General features: G+C 70.1%; 16 protein-coding genes. 5 read left to right on the top strand and 11 right to left on the bottom strand.

What is annotated here, in order from left to right:
* The first annotated feature begins 34 nt into the window (after nucleotides 1-34).
* The gene (locus BLW57_RS26760; RefSeq protein WP_073893566.1) at nucleotides 35-256 is read left to right on the top strand and encodes an FmdB family zinc ribbon protein; all 222 of its coding nucleotides are present in this window, start codon (nucleotides 35-37) and stop codon (nucleotides 254-256) included.
* Nucleotides 257-450: 194 nt separating this feature from the next.
* Here BLW57_RS26760 and BLW57_RS26755 read toward each other — a convergent pair whose 3' ends face one another.
* The 3 genes from BLW57_RS26755 to BLW57_RS26745 are packed head-to-tail and all read right to left on the bottom strand — an operon-like array spanning nucleotide 451 to nucleotide 4956.
* Nucleotides 451-1278 (bottom strand): HAD family hydrolase, encoded by an 828-nt coding sequence (locus tag BLW57_RS26755; RefSeq protein ID WP_093477975.1) that lies wholly within the window; start codon nucleotides 1276-1278, stop codon nucleotides 451-453.
* Complete coding sequence (locus tag BLW57_RS26750) at nucleotides 1278-3746, bottom strand: phosphoribosyltransferase (RefSeq protein ID WP_093477973.1); 2469 nt, start codon at nucleotides 3744-3746, stop codon at nucleotides 1278-1280. The genes BLW57_RS26755 and BLW57_RS26750 overlap by 1 nt, the downstream gene beginning before the upstream one ends.
* A gap of 43 nt (nucleotides 3747-3789) precedes the next feature.
* Nucleotides 3790-4956 carry an HpcH/HpaI aldolase/citrate lyase family protein gene (locus BLW57_RS26745; protein ID WP_093477972.1) on the bottom strand — a complete coding sequence of 389 codons (1167 nt, stop codon included), beginning with the start codon at nucleotides 4954-4956 and terminating at the stop codon, nucleotides 3790-3792.
* Between the two features lie 176 nt (nucleotides 4957-5132).
* On the opposite strand from BLW57_RS26745, the gene BLW57_RS26740 reads away from it, so the two are divergent.
* Nucleotides 5133-5933 carry a TerD family protein gene (locus BLW57_RS26740; protein WP_093477970.1) on the top strand — a complete coding sequence of 267 codons (801 nt, stop codon included), beginning with the start codon at nucleotides 5133-5135 and terminating at the stop codon, nucleotides 5931-5933.
* A gap of 22 nt (nucleotides 5934-5955) precedes the next feature.
* Here the strand turns inward: BLW57_RS26740 and BLW57_RS26735 are convergent, their stop codons facing one another.
* The 6 genes from BLW57_RS26735 to BLW57_RS26710 form a co-directional block, all read right to left on the bottom strand.
* Nucleotides 5956-6693 (bottom strand): TerD family protein, encoded by a 738-nt coding sequence (locus BLW57_RS26735; protein WP_093480899.1) that lies wholly within the window; start codon nucleotides 6691-6693, stop codon nucleotides 5956-5958.
* A 147-nt stretch (nucleotides 6694-6840) separates the two neighbouring features.
* Nucleotides 6841-7986: a DUF475 domain-containing protein gene (locus BLW57_RS26730; protein ID WP_093477969.1), complete on the bottom strand. Its 1146-nt coding sequence runs from the start codon at nucleotides 7984-7986 to the stop codon at nucleotides 6841-6843.
* A gap of 179 nt (nucleotides 7987-8165) precedes the next feature.
* Entirely contained in the window at nucleotides 8166-8744 is a 579-nt protein-coding gene (locus BLW57_RS26725; RefSeq protein ID WP_093477967.1) for a TerD family protein, read from the bottom strand.
* Nucleotides 8745-8841: 97 nt separating this feature from the next.
* A complete protein-coding gene (locus BLW57_RS26720) occupies nucleotides 8842-9417 on the bottom strand; it encodes a calcium homeostasis/redox stress adaptation protein (RefSeq protein ID WP_073893583.1) in 576 nt (191 codons plus the stop codon).
* A gap of 139 nt (nucleotides 9418-9556) precedes the next feature.
* Nucleotides 9557-10015: a peroxiredoxin gene (locus BLW57_RS26715; protein ID WP_093477966.1), complete on the bottom strand. Its 459-nt coding sequence runs from the start codon at nucleotides 10013-10015 to the stop codon at nucleotides 9557-9559.
* Nucleotides 10016-10146: 131 nt separating this feature from the next.
* Nucleotides 10147-10584: a DUF3052 domain-containing protein gene (locus tag BLW57_RS26710; RefSeq protein WP_176985729.1), complete on the bottom strand. Its 438-nt coding sequence runs from the start codon at nucleotides 10582-10584 to the stop codon at nucleotides 10147-10149.
* A gap of 415 nt (nucleotides 10585-10999) precedes the next feature.
* Between BLW57_RS26710 and aceE the strand changes: the two genes are divergently transcribed.
* Together aceE and BLW57_RS26700 are read left to right on the top strand one after the other, a co-directional pair.
* The gene (gene aceE / locus BLW57_RS26705; RefSeq protein ID WP_093477963.1) at nucleotides 11000-13747 is read left to right on the top strand and encodes a pyruvate dehydrogenase (acetyl-transferring), homodimeric type; all 2748 of its coding nucleotides are present in this window, start codon (nucleotides 11000-11002) and stop codon (nucleotides 13745-13747) included.
* Between the two features lie 84 nt (nucleotides 13748-13831).
* Complete coding sequence (locus BLW57_RS26700; RefSeq protein ID WP_093477961.1) at nucleotides 13832-14572, top strand: potassium channel family protein; 741 nt, start codon at nucleotides 13832-13834, stop codon at nucleotides 14570-14572.
* A 61-nt stretch (nucleotides 14573-14633) separates the two neighbouring features.
* On the opposite strand, the gene BLW57_RS26695 is transcribed toward BLW57_RS26700, so the two are convergent.
* Both BLW57_RS26695 and BLW57_RS26690 read right to left on the bottom strand, forming a co-directional pair.
* Nucleotides 14634-14942 (bottom strand): small hydrophobic protein, encoded by a 309-nt coding sequence (locus BLW57_RS26695; protein ID WP_073893593.1) that lies wholly within the window; start codon nucleotides 14940-14942, stop codon nucleotides 14634-14636.
* A gap of 236 nt (nucleotides 14943-15178) precedes the next feature.
* Entirely contained in the window at nucleotides 15179-16798 is a 1620-nt protein-coding gene (locus tag BLW57_RS26690; RefSeq protein ID WP_093477960.1) for an MFS transporter, read from the bottom strand.
* Nucleotides 16799-16911: 113 nt separating this feature from the next.
* On the opposite strand from BLW57_RS26690, the gene BLW57_RS26685 reads away from it, so the two are divergent.
* On the top strand, nucleotides 16912-17538 hold the full coding sequence (locus BLW57_RS26685) for a TetR family transcriptional regulator (RefSeq protein WP_093477958.1): 627 nt from the start codon (nucleotides 16912-16914) through the stop codon (nucleotides 17536-17538).
* The last annotated feature ends 92 nt before the right edge of the window (nucleotides 17539-17630 follow it).

Genomic DNA, 17630 nt, shown 5'->3' with positions numbered 1-17630 from the left:
GGGGCGAGCGCCCGGAGCCGGTTAATCTGTGCGCATGCCTCGCTACGAGTACCGCTGCCGCACCTGCGGCGACACCTTTGAACTGAGCCGTCCCATGGCGGAGTCGGCCGCTCCCGCCTCCTGCCCCGCGGGCCATGACGACACGGTGAAGCTGCTGTCGGCGGTGGCCGTGGGCGGCACGGCGGGCGCGTCCGCCCCGGCTCCCGGTGCGGGAGGCGGCGGCGGGGGCTGCTGCGGCGGTGGTTGCTGCGGCTGAGCCGCCGCCCGGCGCGAGCGGCTTGCAGCAGGTGGCCCTCAGCTGTTGACCTACGGCCGGTGGCCGTCACGTGTGGGCCTACAGCCGGTGGCCATCACGTGTTGGCCTGCACCCGTTGACCCACGCCCGTTGGCCCACACCCGTTGGCCATCAGATGTTGGCCAACGGGTGCTGTATCCGCGCGCCGCGTCCCGTCAGCCGTGGCGGCCCGCCGTCGACGCCCGGGCCGCCTTCAGGAACTCCCGGGTGATCCGCTCGCCGGCCAGTACGCCCCGCTCGGGCAGTGCGCTGATCTGCGGGGCGCTCCAGTCGGTGTCGGCGAGTTCGCCGTGTCCGGGGCGCCAGCCGCGGTCCGCGGCGAGGAGCAGGTCGGCGTCGAGGAGGGAGTCCCCCGCGGCCAGGGTCAGCTCCGCGCCGGTGCGCCGGGCGACCTCGCGGACGGCGGCGCTCTTGGTGAGCGGCTTGGGGACGGCGTAGATCTTGCGTCCCTGGAGGGAGACCGTCCAGCCGCGGTTCTCCGACCACGCGGCCAGTTCCTTCACCCATTCCTCGGGCAGCAGCTCGCGCTCGACGACGAGGTAGGCGAACAGGTCCTCGGCGACCCGGTGCTTGCGCACCCAGACCGGGTCGGCGGTCCGCAGCAGGTGCTCGCGGATCTCGTCGAGCGGTGCGCACTCGTCGGCGAGCCTGGCCTGGACGGCGGTGTGCCAGTCGGCGTCGGTGACGCCGTCGACCAGGAGATGGCCGCCGTTGGCGCAGATCGCGTACTTGGGGGCCGGGCCGGGCAGGTTGATGCGCTGGTACTGCTTGCGGGTGCGGGTCGTGGTCGGCATGAAGAGGGCCGTGTCGCCGAGGTCGGTCAGCAGCTGGGCCGCGGTCTCCGTCATGAAGGAGAGCGGCCTGGCCTCGTGCACCTCCACGCACAGCAGCCGGGGTGCCCGCGCGTCGGGCATGGTCAGCGCGAGGGCCGCCGCGGAGTAGATGAGCGTACGGTCGAGGTCGCTCGCCACCAGCACGGGCATCAGACGTTCACCGCCTTGCCGTCGGCGCCGGTCGCGCCGCGGGTGTACCGGGGGTGGATCAGTCCGACGCAGGTGTACGGCAGGTCGCCGACCTCTTCGACCGGGACGCCGCGCTGTTCGGCGAGCAGGCGCACGTGGTGCAGGTCGGCGCCGGCTCCCTGGCGCGCGAGGATCTTCCAGGGCACCCGGCGCAGCAGGACCCGGGTGGTCTCGCCGACGCCGGGCTTGACGAGGTTCACGTCGTGGATGCCGTACTCCTCGCTGATGCGCTCGACGGCCCGCCAGCCCTCCCAGGTCGGTGTGCGGTCCTCGGCCAGCAGTTCCTTCACGGCGTCGTCGACGGTGTCGGCGACGTCGGGGAAGCGGGCGGCGACGGCGTCGAGGAAGGCCACGGAGACGTCGGCGCCGGCGAGTTCGCGGTAGAACTTGGCGCCGTGGAAGTCGTCCGGGCCGACCAGGTCGGCGCGCAGGACGGTGCGGGAGATGAGCCCGGAGACGGTGGAGTTGAGGCAGGCGGAGGGGATGAGGAAGTCCTCGCGGGTGCCGTAGGTGCGCACGCAGGAGCCGGGGTCGGCGAGGACGGCGATCTCCGGGTCGAAGCCGGTGATGCCCTCCTTGGTCTCGAACTCCTGGATGGCCTGGGCGAGTTCGCGGGTGATGGCGCCCTTGCCGGTCCAGCCGTCGACGAAGACGACGTCGCGGGGGTCGTGGTGGGCGGCGAGCCAGCGCAGGGCGTTGGCGTCGATGCCGCGGCCGCGGACGATCGAGACGGCGTAGTGCGGCAGGTCGAGGCCGTGCCGGAACTGGGCCCAGCGGCGCATGAGGACGCCGACGGGGGTGCCGGCGCGGGCGAGGGAGACGAGGACCGGGCGGGGGGAGCGCTCGCTGATGACGGTCTCGGTGACGGCGCCGACCGCCTGGGCGATGCGGGCGGCGGAGGCGTCGAGGGCGCTGTGGAAGAGCCGCTGGTACTGCTCGGTGGGCTGGTACTCCACCGGCAGGGACTCGGCGTAGTGGGCGCCGCCGCTCTGGATGGCCTCCTCGCGTTCCTCGGTCGGCGCCTCCAGGGTGACGTCGGAGAGGTCCTGGAGCAGCCAGCCGACCTCCTCGGGCGCGTACGACGAGAAAGCCGGGCCGCGGAGGGGCTCGGGCAGCATGGCCTGCCTTTCGGGAGCGTGCTGGGGCTCGGGGACGTAGGAGGGGACGACCGCGAGCAGGACGTGCGGGGTGTGTGCCGCGAGGCGGGCCAGCAGGCCGTCGGGGGCGTGCAGGGCGGGGGTGTCGGCGGCGGAGTCGACTACGGCGACGACGGTGTCGAAGCCGGCGCCCGCGACGTTGTAGGCGTAACGCTCGCCGGGGCCGTCGGCCGGGTCGTCGTGGGCGGGGAAGGTGAGGCGGGTGCGGATCGCGTAGCCGGGGTCGTCGAGGGCGAGGACGGGCGAGCGGGTGGTGGTGGAGAAGCGCACCTCGGCGCCGGTGGTCCGTTCCAGCTGCTCGGCGAGGCGCAGCGGGGCGTACATGAGTTCCTCGTTGCCTAGGACGAGGACGCGGCGGGCGTCGGGGGGCAGGGCGTCGGATATGCGCCCGGCCATGGCGGGGAGGGCGGCTTCGAGCCGGGTGCGGTGGGCGGGGGTGAATCCGTGCCTGCCGCCGTCGGGGAGCCGGGCGGGCCAGCCGAGGTCGACGCGGGGCGTGCCGTGGGGGCTCCGGGGTGCCGTGCGGCCGGCCGGGGCGGCCTCGGAGCCGGCGGACTCGTGGTGGGCGACGAGCCGCTGTCCCTTCTCCAGGACGTCGGCGGGGAGCCGTACGACTCCGGAGGCCGCGGCGATCAGGTCGACGCGGGCGCCGATCTCGCGGGCGAACGCCTCCATGCGTGCCGCGTCCTCGGGTGAGCGCATGTCGACCAGCGCGACGATGACGTAGCGGTGCCGGGGGTGGCGTTCGTGGAGGTCGCGGATGGTGTTGAGGACGGTGTTGCCGGTGGAGAACTCGTCGTCGACGAGGACGAGGGGTCCGGAGCCGGAGAGCAGGGCGGGGTCCTCGGGCAGCAGCAGGTGCGAGGTGGCGTGGGAGTGGGACTCCTCGAAGCCGCCCGCGGGGGCGAGGCCGGGGACCGGCCGGCGTGTGGAGTGCAGGTACGGCGCGGTGCCGAGGCCGTCGGCGACGGCGTGGCCCAGTCCGGTCGCGGTCTCCGCGTAGCCGAGGACGACGGCGGTGGCGGCCTCCGCCTCGCCGAGCAGGGCGGCGACCCGGCGGCCCAGGGCCAGTCCGTGGCCGTAGACCACGGAGGGGGTCTGGGGTATGTGCTTGCCGAGTACGTGGGAGACCAGCAGGTGGGCGCGCTTGGGGTTGCGGCGCAGCGCCAGCCCGAGCAGGTCGGTCAGCCCGTCGTCGCCCACGAGTTCGACCCCGAGCCGCTCGGCGACCCAGGTGCCGGACCAGACCGCGTCGTTCACTGCGTTGTTCATGCGTTCCTTGGTTGTCGGGTGTCCGGCCGGGTGTCCGGCCGGGTCAGCCGGGTATTCCGGCGGCGAGCAGCTCCACGAAGCCGACGTCCTCGTGGGCGACGCCGAAGACCTCGGCGCGCAGGAGGGTCCGCTCGGCCCAGGCGCGGTGCGGTTTCACCTCGTTCATCTTGTTCGTGTAGGCCGAACGGAGTACACCCCCGCCGCCGCGTTCCGGCCGCAGGATGTCCTGGGCGTCGCTGTACTCCTCGTGGCTGACGACGGACAGCGCGTGCACCGGCAGGACGTGGGACGGGTGGATGCAGGTCTTGCCGAGCAGGCCGTTGGCCTGGTCGAGGGAGATCTCCCTGAGCAGTCCGTCCATGGCGTGCTCGATGAGCTTCTCGCGCAGTTCGACGGCCTGCACCTCCAGGAAGGGGCTCTGCCGGAGCTGGGGCTTGAACATGCGCTCGGAGACGCGGAAGTACTCCCAGACGGGGCCGGTGACGGTGAATCCGGTGCCGTCGGCCCGGCCGAGCATGTTGACGACGTCGGCGATCACCGAGGCGACGATCTGGACGTCGTAGGCGGTCATGTCGGGGGCGCGGCGCAGGCCGTAGGAGGAGCAGAAGTCGGTGACGCCGAGGCGGAGCGCGAGGACCCGGTCGCGGTACTTGTCGACCGCGCGGGAGATGCCCTCCAGGGTGTCGACGCGGGACTCGCGGTAGAGCAGCTCCGGGGATTCGAGGACGGGCATGGCGAAGAGCCGGTGGCCGCCGGCGCTCTCGGCGGTGGTGAGGGCCTCCAGGAAGGGGATGCCGCGTTCCTCGGTGAACTTGGGCAGCACGAAGCCGGAGAGCAGCCGTACGGTGGCGCCGAGGCGTCGGACGAGGTCGGGGATCTGCTCGGGGGTGCGTACCCGGATGAAGAGCAGGGGTGGTTCCACGCCGGGGCGGGAGGCGAGGTCGGCGAACTGGCGGACGAGGTTCTCCTCGCCGGCGACGACGTCCGCGTCGTCGATCGAGTCCTCCAGGCACAGCACCATGGAGACCACGCCGTTAGCGGCCTGCTTGACGATGTCGTCGGCGAGCCGTGGACGGGTGGCCGGGCTGTACAGCGTGGCGCCCAGGGCCGCGGAGAGCAGCTTGGCCGGGGAGTCGGCGGAGAACGCCGACGGCTCCTGGTGGAACAGGCGCTGCCGCACCGCTGGGGCGATGTGCCCGAAATGACGCATAGGACTCCCTCAGGGCGCGAGCCGAGCCTGTGGATTCGGTAAAGGGTGGCCGGTAATAGTACGTAGGGATCCATGTCGGAGGTTCCCCGCGGGCATGAATTCTCGGTAACTCACCCATGGCGGCGCCGACACCCCCCGCATTGTCGTGGCCAGGACCGAGAGGGCAGGATGACGGCATGACGCACGCGATGCTGAAGGGGTCGAACGTCCCGCTGGATGCCACCACGGTACGTGCAGTACTGCGCTGGACGCCCGGGCAGGGGGTTCCGGACGTGGACGTCTCGGCGCTGCTGCTGGGCTCCGACGGCCGTGTGCGCTCCGACGAGGACTTCGTCTTCTACAACCAGCCCCGGCATCCCTCCGGAAAGGTGTGGCGGCTCGGCAAGAAGCGCGTCGCCGACGGGCTGAGCGACACGATCCAGACAGACCTCTCGGGGGTCGAGCCGGGCGTGGGCCGCATCCTGCTGGTCGCGTCCGCGGACGGTGTCCCCTTCGACCGGGTGCCGGCGCTGGGCATCCTGCTGTACGACGCGGCCGTGGCCGACGGGGAGCCGCTGGCCACGTTCGACATCAAGCCGGAGACGGGCGCGGAGACGGCGCTGATCTGCGGTGAGCTGTACCGGCGCGGGGAGGGCTGGAAGTTCCGTGCGCTGGGCGAGGGCTACTCGAACGGCCTGAAGGGCCTCGCGACGGACTTCGGCATCTCGGTGGACGAGTCGGAGGTGGACGAGGAGCGGCGGCTGCCGGAGACGGCGTCGCAGCCGCTGCCCCCGGAAGCGCCGACGTCGGCGGTGCCGCAGCAGCCGCCCGCCTACGGCTATCCCCAGCCGGCCTCGCCGCAGGCGGGGTACGGGTACCCCCAGCCGGCCGGTCAGCCGTCGTACGGCTATCCGCAGTCCCAGCCGGCCCCGGTGCCGGTGGCCCTGGACCCGAACTTCCGGCTGCCCCCGCAGGGCCCGCAGTTCGTCGGCCGGTAGGCGGTCCGGGCGGCGCACGGGGCTACCGGTCGACCTTGGTCTTGTAGCCGCGTCCCCACTGCAGTCCCCAGCCGTACAGGCGGTCAAGCTCGCCCTGGAAGCCGTAGACGAACTTGACCTCGCGGCGGACGATCAGTTCGCCCTTGACGTTCTCGATCATCACGACGGCGCAGGAGCGGGCCTGGGGGTGGCGTTCGTCGAGGCCTATCTCGATGCGGGGGCCGTTGCTCGGGTACAGGGTGACGATGGCGTGGGTACGGTCGAAGGCCGGTGTGCGGTCGTAGATGTAGACGAAGACCAGCAGGCGCTTGATGGCGTCGCGGTGGTCGAGGTTGACGTACATCGTCTCGCCGGACGCCGAGCCGAACCGGTCGTCGCCGCTGAGCTTGATGTACGGCGGGGCGTTGACGTCGCCCAGGTAGCCGCCGAGCGGCTGGACGACCCCCTTCGTGCCGTCGGTCAGCTCGAACAGGCAGCCGAGGTCGAGATCGACGTTGACCATGCTCTGGCCGTGCCCGAGCACCTCCGGCGGTTTCAGGGCCTTGAAGGGGTGCCGGAACAGGCTGGTGCGCTGGGCGCCGTCGAAGTCGGAGGTCCGCATCCGCCAGGTGAGGTTGACGCGCAGATGGCCGGTGGCCGCGTCCTGCTTGGTGAGGGACACCGTCTGGTGCCGTCTGGTGAGTTCGATCGCGTTGCTGGAGGCGCTGCCCGAGTCGAAGTCGGCGGCGCGCCCGCCCAGCAGTCCGTCGAAGAATCCCATTCCCGCCCCCAGGTACTCGTCCGCAACGCCTTCGGGGCGGCCGACCACGTCGGCCGCCCCGAACAGAGCGTTCCTCACCGGGCGGGGCGTCACACCCCGTCCCGTCCCTGATCATGCCCCTAGGGGGCGCGCAGGGGTCGCCGGTCGTCAGACGCCCGAGGAGATCTCAGCCTTGTCGTCCGAGCCCGCGTTTCCCTCGGCGTCCGCCAGCGCGCGGTTGCGGCGGACGGAGGACCAGAAGGACCAGGCGATCAGGACGACACCGACGAGACCGGTGATGACCTCGTTGATCTCGTACTGGATGGTGACCATGAGGATCACGGCCAAGGCGCCGATGGCGTAGTGGGCGCCGTGCTCCAGGTAGACGTAGTCGTCGAGGGTGCCCTGGCGGACCAGGTACACGGTCAGCGACCGGACGTACATGGCGCCGATGCCGAGGCCGAGGGCCATCAGGACGATGTCGTTGGTGATGGCGAAGGCGCCGATGACTCCGTCGAAGGAGAAGGACGCGTCCAGGACCTCCAGGTAGAGGAACATGAAGAACGCGGCCTGGCCGGCCAGCACGACGGCGGGCTTCTTCTTGCCGGTGCGGGCGGCCTCTTCCTCCGCCTCGTGCTCGCGCTCCTCCTCTTCCTCCAGCTTGTCCTCGAAGTATCCGGACAGGCCGCCGACGATCATGTAGGTGATCAGGCCGGCGATGCCGGCGATCAGCACCGTCTGCGCCTTGTCGACGTGGGCGCCGCCGTGCTGGTGGGCGTGGGTGGCGAAGGTGAAGGAGGTGATGAGCAGAACGATCAGGGCGATGCAGACCGACAGCATGTCGACCTTGCCGAGCTTGGCCAGGGGCCGCTCGATCCAGCGCAGCCACTGGATGTCCCGGTCCTCGAAGATGAAGTCGAGGAAGATCATCAGCAGGAACATGCCACCGAAGGCCGCGATCGCCGGGTGGGCGTCGGTGACCAGTTCCTGGTAGTGGTCCTTGTTGTTCAGGGCGAGGTCGACGGCCTCGATCGGGCCCATCTTGGCGCTGATCGCGACGATGACGACGGGGAAGACCAGCCGCATGCCGAAGACGGCGATCAGCACGCCGACCGTGAGGAAGATCTTCTGCCAGAAGGCATTCATCTTCTTCAGGATTCCGGCGTTGACGACCGCGTTGTCGAAGGACAGCGAGATCTCGAGGATGGCGAGGATCGCCACGATGCCGAAGGCGGTCCACCCCCCGTAGAACGCCGCCGCGACCAGGCCGAGCGCGGTGACCGCGAACGACCAGCCGAAGGTTTTCAGAAGCACTGGCTACCCAATCGTGTGTTGGGGGTACCCCCAGACGGAGTCTGAGGACGGGTCTCCCCCGCGCCGTACTCGGCTTTGCTAAACGTTGACCACGAGTCTAGAGGGGCACCCTACCGGCGGTACCGGTCAGGGCAACCCTCGTGGGAAAAGCCTCAGCACGAATCGGGGGGAGGCCCCGCCTAGGAGACGTTCACCCCGAAGTCCAGGGCGATGCCGCGCAGACCTGACGCGTACCCCTGCCCGACGGCCCGGAACTTCCACTCGCCCTGGTAGCGGTACAGCTCGCCGAAGATCATCGCGGTCTCGGTGGAGGCGTCCTCGCTGAGGTCGTAGCGGGCCAGTTCCTGGCCGTCGGCCTGGTTGGCCACCCGGATGAAGGCGTTGGAGACCTGGCCGAAGGTCTGACCGCGCTCGTCCGCCATGTGGATCGAGACCGGGAAGATGATCTTCTCGCAGTGCGCCGGCACCTTGGCGAGGTCGACCAGGATCGACTCGTCGTCGCCCTCGCCCTCACCGGTGAGGTTGTCACCGGTGTGCTCCACGGAGCCCTCGGGGCTCGTGAGCTGGTTGTAGAACACGAAGTACTCGTCGCCCAGTACCCGGTTCCCGGCGCCGCACAGCAGGGCGCTGGCGTCGAGGTCGAAGGGCGCGCCGGTGGTGGAACGCGCGTCCCAGCCGAGTCCGATCAGGACGTTGGTGAGGTTCGGTGCGGCCTTGGAGAGGGAGACATTGCCCCCCTTGGCGAGCGTGACGCCCATGTTGCTGGTCCTCCCCTAGTGGTGCTTCTTCGGTTGTCCTGCGCGTCCGGCGCCGACCGTAAACGGTCGGCGCCGGAATGGTGCGGGGCTGTCGGTGTCAGACGTTGACGCCGAAGTCCTGGGCGATGCCTCGCAGGCCGGAGGCGTAGCCCTGGCCGATGGCCCGGAACTTCCACTCCGCCCCGTGCCGGTAGAGCTCCCCGAAGACCATGGCGGTCTCGGTGGAGGCGTCCTCGCTCAGGTCGTAGCGCGCGATCTCCTGCTCGCCCGCCTGGTTCACCACGCGGATGAACGCGTTGCGGACCTGGCCGAAGGACTGCTGGCGGTTCTCGGCGTCGTAGATCGACACCGGGAAGACGATCTTCTCGATGTCGGCCGGGACGCCGACCAGGTTGATCTTGATCTGCTCGTCGTCGCCCTCGCCCTCACCGGTGATGTTGTCACCGGTGTGCTCGACGGAGCCGTCGGGGCTCTTGAGGTTGTTGAAGAAGACGAAGTGCTGGTCGCTCGCGACCTTGCCGGAGTTGTTGAGCAGCAGCGCGCTGGCGTCGAGGTCGAAGTCGGTGCCGGTCGTGGTGCGCACGTCCCAGCCCAGACCGACGATGACGGCGGTCAGGCCCGGGGCCTCCTTCGTCAGCGATACGTTGCCGCCCTTGCTGAGGCTGACTCCCACGGGTCCTCCATGTGGTGTCCAGGGGCGGGGAGCCCCGGTCTGCTTCGGTTATGGGATCAACGTGCCGATCCTAGTGACGGGTTCCCGTGCCTCGCAGACGTTGGAGCCGACGAATCACAGGTGTCGACCCGCGGTCGGCCTACAGGGTGTCCAGAGCCTTCACGTACTCGTCCAGGTCACGGGCGTCCGGCAGGCCGTTCACCACGGTCCACCGCACGACGCCCTCCTTGTCGACGATGAAGGTGCCCCGCACGGCGCAGCCCTTGTCCTCGTCGAAGACGCCGTACGCGCGCGAGACTTTGCCGTGCGGCCAGAAGTCGCTGAGCAGGGGGTACTCCAGCTCCTCCTGCTCGGCGAAGACGCGCAGGGTGTGGATGGAGTCGTTGGAGACGGCGAGCAGCTGGGTGTCGCGGTCGGCGAACCTCGGGAGGTTGTCGCGCAGCTCGCACAGCTCACCGGTGCAGACACCGGTGAAGGCGAAGGGGTAGAAGAGCACGACCACGTTCTTCTCGCCGCGGAAGTCGGAGAGCCTCACGGTGCGGCCGTGGTTGTCCTTGAGCTCGAAGTCGGGCGCCTTGTCGCCGACCTGGATCGCCATCGTCGTGCATCCCTTCGGTGGGCCGTTCGGATGAGAGCACAGCAAACGCTGGGCCCCACCCTACGCAGCGGGCACCGAGGTGTTCCGGACGGGCCGGGGCGAAGCCGGCCCGTCCGGGAGTGACGTGTCGGTCACCGCTTCGACTTGGCCGCCTTAGGCGTCGCCAGACGGGAGCCGCTCCAGTCCTTGCCCACACTGACGCTCTTCGACGCCGTGAGGCCGGCCGTGGTGGCGGCGTCCTGGATGTCGCTCGGCTCCACGTACCCCGAACGGCCGGTCTTCGGCGTCAGGAGCAGGATCGCGCCGCCCTCTTCGATGTACGTGGTGGCGTCCACCAGCGCATCCGTCAGGTCGCCGTCGTCGTCACGGAACCACAGCACAACGGCGTCGGCCACGTCGTCGAATTCCTCGTCCATCAGGTCGCCCTCGACGGCTTCCTCAATGGCCTTGCGGAGCTCCTGATCGACGTCGTCGTCGTAGCCGATCTCCTGGACCACCTGCCCGGGCTGGAACCCCAGCCTGGCGGCAGGGTTCGTCCGCTCCTCCGCGTGGTCCGCGGTCGCGCTCACGGGTTGCCTCCTGATCATGTCTTGGTGAATATCTCAGCCACGCGCGTGCGCGAAGCATTGGCCGTAGTCCACACGTGCGGGACGGATCGCGCAAGTACCCGGCCGCCGGGACCGCCGAAACGGTGACGATCCTGGCCGTGTCGACGCAACTCCTGGCACCGTATCCCGATTTTCCACGGCTCACATCACGCCGAAGTGCCCGGAATGCCACGTTCGGAATCATGTGTTGTCACGCCTCTCGAACAACTTTGCCAATCACGTCACACCCCGGGCGTATCGTTGCGTTTTGACCGGCACTGTGCACCGTTACCCCGCAGTAGAGATGACGTACGTGTTCCCGAGGTACACGATGGGGAACGGTGCAGGCACGAACAGGACATGTGAAACAGCGGCCCTCCGACAGGTAAGGAACAGCGTGGCTTCCGGATCCGATCGCAACCCGATCATCATTGGCGGCCTTCCGAGTCAGGTTCCTGACTTCGATCCCGAAGAGACCCAGGAGTGGCTCGACTCCCTCGACGCCGCCGTCGACGAGCGCGGCCGGGAACGGGCCCGTTATCTCATGCTGCGCCTGATCGAGCGGGCTCGCGAGAGGCGCGTGGCCGTGCCCGAGATGCGCAGCACGGACTACGTCAACACGATCCCGACCAAGAGCGAGCCGTTCTTCCCGGGCAACGAGGAGATCGAGCGCCGGATCCTGAACGCCACGCGCTGGAACGCGGCCGTGATGGTCTCGCGCGCGCAGCGGCCCGGCATCGGCGTCGGCGGCCACATCGCCACCTTCGCGTCCTCCGCCTCACTGTACGACGTCGGCTTCAACCACTTCTTCCGGGGCAAGGACGAGGGCGACGGCGGCGACCAGGTCTTCTTCCAGGGCCACGCCTCCCCCGGCATCTACGCGCGCGCCTACCTGCTCGACCGGCTCACCGACACGCAGCTCGACGGCTTCCGCCAGGAGAAGTCGAAGTACCCCGACGGCCTCTCCAGCTACCCGCACCCGCGCTCGATGCCGGACTTCTGGGAGTTCCCGACCGTCTCCATGGGCCTCGGCCCGCTCGGCGCGATCTACCAGGCGCGGATGAACCGCTACATGCAGGCGCGGGGCATCGCCGACACCTCCCGGTCGCACGTGTGGGCGTTCCTCGGCGACGGCGAGATGGACGAGCCCGAGTCGCTCGGCCAGCTCAGCCTGGCCGCCCGCGAGGGCCTGGACAACCTGACCTTCGTGGTCAACTGCAACCTGCAGCGGCTCGACGGCCCGGTGCGCGGCAACGGCAAGATCATCCAGGAGCTGGAGTCGGTCTTCCGGGGCGCCGGCTGGAACGTGATCAAGCTGATCTGGGACCGCTCCTGGGACCCGCTGCTCGCCCAGGACCGTGACGGCGTCCTGGTCAACCGGATGAACACCACCCCGGACGGGCAGTTCCAGACCTACGCCACCGAGTCCGGCTCCTACATCCGCGACCACTTCTTCGGCGACGACCACCGGCTGCGCGCGATGGTCGAGAACATGACCGACCACCAGATCCTGATGCTGGGCCGCGGCGGGCACGACCACCGGAAGATCTACGCGGCGTACAAGGCGGCCCTGGAGCACACGGGCCAGCCGACGGTCATCCTGGCCAAGACGGTCAAGGGCTGGACGCTGGGCCCGAACTTCGAGGGCCGCAACGCCACGCACCAGATGAAGAAGCTGACGGTCGACGACCTCAAGCGCTTCCGGGACCGCCTGCACCTGCCCATCTCCGACAAGGAGCTGGACTCCGGCCTGCCGCCGTACTTCCACCCGGGCCGGGACTCGGAGGAGATCCAGTACATGCACGACCGCCGCAAGCAGTGCGGCGGGTACGTGCCGACGCGGGTCGTGCGCGCGAAGCCGCTGCAGCTGCCGGACGACAAGGCGTACGCGACCGTGAAGAAGGGGACGGGCCAGCAGTCCATCGCGACGACGATGGCCTTTGTGCGCCTCCTCAAGGACCTCATGCGGGACAAGGAGATCGGCAAGCGGTTCGTGCTGATCGCGCCGGACGAGTACCGCACGTTCGGCATGGACTCCTTCTTCCCGAGCGCGAAGATCTACAACCCGCTGGGACAGCAGTACGAGTCGGTGGACCGGGAGCTGCTCCTGGCCTACAAGGAGTCGCCGACCGGCCAGATGCTGCACGACGGCATCTCCGAGGCGGGCTGCACGGCCTCGCTGATCGCGGCCGGCTCGGCGTACGCCACGCACGGCGAGCCGCTGATCCCGGTGTACGTCTTCTACTCGATGTTCGGTTTCCAGCGCACCGGCGACCAGTTCTGGCAGATGGCCGACCAGCTGGCGCGCGGTTTCGTCCTGGGTGCGACCGCCGGACGTACGACCCTGACCGGTGAGGGTCTGCAGCACGCGGACGGCCACTCCCAGCTGCTCGCCTCGACCAACCCGGCCTGCGTGGCGTACGACCCGGCCTACGCCTACGAGATCGCGCACATCGTGCAGGACGGCCTGCGCCGCATGTACGGCTCCTCGCCCGAGCACCCGCAGGGCGAGGACGTCTTCTACTACCTGACCGTCTACAACGAGCCCATCCAGCACCCGGCCGAGCCGGCCGGCGTGGACGTCGAGGGCATCGTCAAGGGCGTGCACCGGATCGCCGAGGCCACGGGCGGCTCGATCCCGGCGCAGGTCATGGCCTCCGGTGTCGCGGTTCCGTGGGCGCTCGAGGCGCAGCGGATCCTCGCCGAGGACTGGGACGTCCGGGCGGACGTGTGGTCCGCGACCTCGTGGAACGAGCTGCGCCGCGAGGCCGTGGCGTGCGAGGAGCACAACCTGCTGCATCCGGAGGAGGAGCAGCGGGTGCCGTGGGTGACGCGGAAGCTCGGCGGCTCCGAGGGGCCGTTCGTGGCCGTGTCCGACTGGATGCGCGCGGTTCCGGACCAGATCGCGCGCTGGGTGCCGGGCACCTTCCAGTCCCTCGGCGCCGACGGCTTCGGCTTCGCGGACACCCGGGGTGCCGCGCGCCGCTTCTTCCACATCGACGCCCAGTCGATCGTGGTCGCGGTGCTGACGGAGCTGGCGCGCGAGGGCAAGGTCGACCGGTCCGTGCTGAAGCAGGCCATCGACCGGTACCAGCTGCTCGACGTCTCGGCGGCGGACCCGGGCGCGGCGGGCGGCGACGCCTGACCGTGCCGCGGCGCTGAGCCGGGCCCCCGAGGGCGGTGGAGTTCGATCCTCCACCGCCCTTACCTTTTCTTTACGATGCGGGGTATGGAACGACAACCGGCGCAGGCGGCCTGGGAACGGCGTACCCAACGGCCCCTGCTGGGGCTGGCGGTGGCGTTCGCCGTCGCGTACGCGGTGCCGATCGTGGACGGATCCGCGGGAGACTCGCTGACGACCGCGTGCACGACCGTCGAATGGGCGGTGTGGGGCGCGTTCGCGGTGGACTACGTCGTGCGGCTGGCGCTCGCCACCCACCGCGGGGAATTCGTCCGACGGCACTGGCCCGACCTGATCGCCGTGGTGCTGCCGGTGCTCCAGCCGCTGCGGCTGCTGCGGCTGGTGTCCACGCTGCTGCTGGTGGGGCGGCGGGCGCGGATGGCTCCGCAGATCCGGCTGACGACGTATGTCGTGGGGTCGGTGGTCGGGCTGCTGATGTTCGGCTCGCTCGCGGTGCTGTCCGTGGAACGGGACTCGCCGAACGGGAACATCCGGACGCTGGGTGACGCCGTCTGGTGGTCGTTCACGACGATGACGACGGTCGGGTACGGGGATCACGCGCCGACGACCGGGCTGGGGCGGATGATCGCGGTCGGCCTGATGCTGTCCGGGATCGCCCTGCTGGGTGTGGTCACCGCGAACATCGCCGCGTGGTTCATCGCCCGGTTCGAGAAGGACGACGTGGAGGAGCGGCGGCAGACGGAGGCGATCGCCTCGCTGACCGAGGAGGTCCGGCTGCTGCGGGCGGAGGTGGCCCGGCTGACGGAACGACAGGAGCAGCCGCGCTGATCGCGGCGCCGCGCGGGTCCGCGCCCCGCCGGGGCGCGGACCCGCGCGGCAGGGACACCCGCTACAGGAGCCCGTGGCCCCAGGTGGCGGCGCCCGCCAGGGCGACGATCGCCAGCAAGGTGTCGATGGCGCCCAGGATCAGGGCCACCAGGGCCGGGATCTCACGGTCGTTGGACCATTTGCGGCCCATGGACTGCCAGCCGCAGAACATCGCGACCGGGCCGAGGACGATGCCCAGCGCGAAGAAACCCGCCACCGCGCAGATGGCACCGATGATCCCGAGCGTCGCGCGGTCCGGCCCGGACCGTTGCCACGTCCGACCGCGTGACCGGGGGTACCCGCGCGTTCCGTGCCCGAAGCCAGCCATCATCAACTCCCTGAGGCCTGTGGACAGTTCGGCTTCACTGTGCGGGTACCCCGGTTGCGCCGGGGCAGACCTGCGCGCGCCGCCCCCCTCCGGCAGCGCGCGCCACGGCCCGGCCGTCCTCCCATGCCCTGCGGAGGACTTGACCCACTGTGACCTGTGGCGCGCGCCCGGGGCGAGGGATCTTGAGCGCCGTCACCCTGATGAGCGAATTCCGCCCGCTGAGGGGGGACGCGCGCGGATCAGATGTGACCCACGCCCGCGCCCGCCTCCGCGTTGGCGCCCCGCTTGGTGAGCAGCGCGACGAGCACGGCGACCGCCGCCACGCCGGCCGCCACCAGGGAGGCGAGGCTCATGCCGGAGATGAAGGTGTCGTGGGCGACCTGGGTGATCTTCGCGGCGATCGGCTCCGGGGTGCCCTGCGGCACCGGGGCCACGCCGACCTGGACCGCCTCGGACGCCTGGTCCAGCTGGGCCGGGGTCAGCTTCGGCAGCCCCGCGCCGGTCCAGTTGCCGGGCAGGTCGCTGTCCACCTTGGAGGCCATCACGGCACCCAGCACGGCCGTGCCCAGGCTGCCGCCGATCTGCATGGCCGCCTGCTGGAGGCCGCCCGCCACACCGGACAGTTCGATCGGGGCGTTGCCGACGATGACCTCGGTGGCACCGACCATCACGGGGGCGAGACCGAGGCCGAGCAGGGCGAACCAGACCGACATCACCGCGCTGCCGGTCCCGGCCTCGAGCGTCGACATGCCGTACATGGCGACCGCGGTCACGGCCATGCCGCCGGCCAGCGGGATGCGCGGGCCGAGCTTGGTGATCGCGGCGCCCGCCAGCGGAGAGCCGACGATCATCATGCCGGTGAGCGGCAGCAGGTGCAGGCCCGCGTCGACGGGGCTCATGCCGTGCACCTTCTGGAGGTAGAAGGTGACGAAGAAGAGGCCGCCCATGAAGGCGATGGCCATGAGGACCATCAGCACCACGCCCGCGGACAGCGGGACCGAGCGGAACAGGCCCAGCGGGATCAGGGGTTCGGCGACCTTCGTCTCCCAGAAGGCGAACAGACCGAAGAGCAGCACCGACGCCGCGAGGAACGCCCACGTGCTGCCGTCGCCCCAGCCCCAGGTCGGCGCCTTGATGAGGGCCCACACCAGGCAGAACATCGCGCCGGAGAGCAGCACGATGCCGGGGATGTCGAAGGAGCGCGGGGCGTTCTTCGCGCGGTGGTCCAGCAGGATCAGCGTGCCGAGGGCGAGGGCGAGCACGCCGACGGGCACGTTGATGAAGAACACCGACTGCCAGTTGACGTGCTGGACCAGGACGCCGCCGAGGATCGGACCGCCCGCGGTGGAGGCGCCGATCACCATGCCCCAGATGCCGATCGCCATGTTGAGCTTCTCGGCGGGGAAGGTGGCGCGCAGCAGGCCGAGGGCGGCCGGCATCAGCAGCGCGCCGAACAGGCCCTGGAAGACGCGGAAGGTGACGACCGCGGCGATGCTGTGGGACAGGCCGATGGCACCGGAGGCGGCGGCGAAGCCGGTCACGCCGATGAGGAAGGTCTGCCGGTGGCCGAAGCGGTCACCCAGCTTGCCGGCGGTGATGAGCGTGACGGCGAGGGCCAGGAAGTAGGCGTTCGTGATCCACTGCACGTCGGCGAAGGTCGCGTGCAGGTCGTCCCGGATCGCCGGGTTGGCGATCGCCACGATGGTGCCGTCGAGGGCCACCATCATGACGCCTACGGCGACGGTGAGGAGAGTGAGCCATGGATGGCCGCGCAGGCCGGCGGTCGGGGTCGCCTCCGACGGGGCTGCCGGCGCCTTGTCCCCCGGCCCCGTGGTGTCGACGGTGGTCTGACTAGTCATACCTTCGAGGTTAGTGACAGCCACTGACAGTTGACAGACCAATTCACTAGTCGGTAACTGACAGGACACCGGCACAAGGGACGAGCCGGTCGGAAATTCACGGAAGAGAGACCATGGAGACGCTGCGCGAGCGCAAGAAGCGGCGTACCCGGGAGGCGCTGCTGCGGGCCGCTCTCGAACTCTTCACCACGCACGGGTACGAGCACACGACCGTCGACGAGATCGCGGAGGCCGTCGACGTCTCGCAGCGCACCTTCTTCCGGTACTTCGCCGGCAAGGAGGACGCCGCGTTCGCGGTCCAGGCGATGACGGAGGCGCACTTCGTGGCCGCCGTACGCGGGCGTCCGGCGCACGAGGCGCCGATGGAGGCGCTGCGGCAGGCGGTCCTGGAGGGCTGGGACGCCATCCGGGAGACCGTCGAGTCGGCCGTCCCCGTCGAGCTCTACCTGCGCATGTACCGGACGATCGAGTCCACGCCCGCACTGCTCGCCGCCCATCTGCGCCGCTCGGCCGCGACCGAGGAGACGATCGCGCGCGTGCTGGCCGAGCGCGAGGGTGTGGACGTGGACGCCGACCCGCGGCCGAGGCTGGCCGTGGCCGTGTTCGGCGGGGTGATAAGGGTCACCGAACGGCAGTGGAGCACGGGCGGGGACTTCAGCCTGGAGGCGATCCGTACGCTCACCGCGGCGTACCTCGATCAGGTGGGTTCCGCGCTGACCGGGAACTGGCGCACGGTCTGAGGTCGTTGGCCGGGCATCCCCGAAGATCGACCCGTCGACCGCCCCGCAGACCAGCGGCCGAGTGTTCGGTGCGCACCGAAACGTGATCCCCG

Source organism: Streptomyces sp. 1222.5 (assembly GCF_900105245.1).
GTDB classification, from domain to species: Bacteria; Actinomycetota; Actinomycetes; order Streptomycetales; family Streptomycetaceae; genus Streptomyces; species Streptomyces albidocamelliae.
The sequence above is the reverse complement of the archived record's forward strand: the minus strand, read 5'-3'. Positions and strand labels throughout refer to the sequence as shown.

Bases quoted from the DNA above. Each gene is read 5' to 3' on its own strand.
- BLW57_RS26750 (WP_093477973.1), bottom strand. From the start codon at position 3,746: ATGAACAACGCAGTGAACGACGCGGTCTGGTCCGGCACCTGGGTCGCC.
- BLW57_RS26695 (WP_073893593.1), bottom strand. From the start codon at position 14,942: ATGATGGCTGGCTTCGGGCACGGAACGCGCGGGTACCCCCGGTCACGC.
- BLW57_RS26690 (WP_093477960.1), bottom strand. From the start codon at position 16,798: ATGACTAGTCAGACCACCGTCGACACCACGGGGCCGGGGGACAAGGCG.
- BLW57_RS26755 (WP_093477975.1), bottom strand. From the start codon at position 1,278: ATGCCCGTGCTGGTGGCGAGCGACCTCGACCGTACGCTCATCTACTCC.
- BLW57_RS26715 (WP_093477966.1), bottom strand. From the start codon at position 10,015: ATGGCGATCCAGGTCGGCGACAAGGCGCCCGACTTCGAGCTCAAGGAC.
- BLW57_RS26685 (WP_093477958.1), top strand. From the start codon at position 16,912: ATGGAGACGCTGCGCGAGCGCAAGAAGCGGCGTACCCGGGAGGCGCTG.
- BLW57_RS26745 (WP_093477972.1), bottom strand. From the start codon at position 4,956: ATGCGTCATTTCGGGCACATCGCCCCAGCGGTGCGGCAGCGCCTGTTC.
- BLW57_RS26700 (WP_093477961.1), top strand. From the start codon at position 13,832: ATGGAACGACAACCGGCGCAGGCGGCCTGGGAACGGCGTACCCAACGG.
- BLW57_RS26725 (WP_093477967.1), bottom strand. From the start codon at position 8,744: ATGGGCGTCACGCTCGCCAAGGGGGGCAATGTCTCCCTCTCCAAGGCC.
- BLW57_RS26735 (WP_093480899.1), bottom strand. From the start codon at position 6,693: ATGGGATTCTTCGACGGACTGCTGGGCGGGCGCGCCGCCGACTTCGAC.
- BLW57_RS26740 (WP_093477970.1), top strand. From the start codon at position 5,133: ATGACGCACGCGATGCTGAAGGGGTCGAACGTCCCGCTGGATGCCACC.
- BLW57_RS26760 (WP_073893566.1), top strand. From the start codon at position 35: ATGCCTCGCTACGAGTACCGCTGCCGCACCTGCGGCGACACCTTTGAA.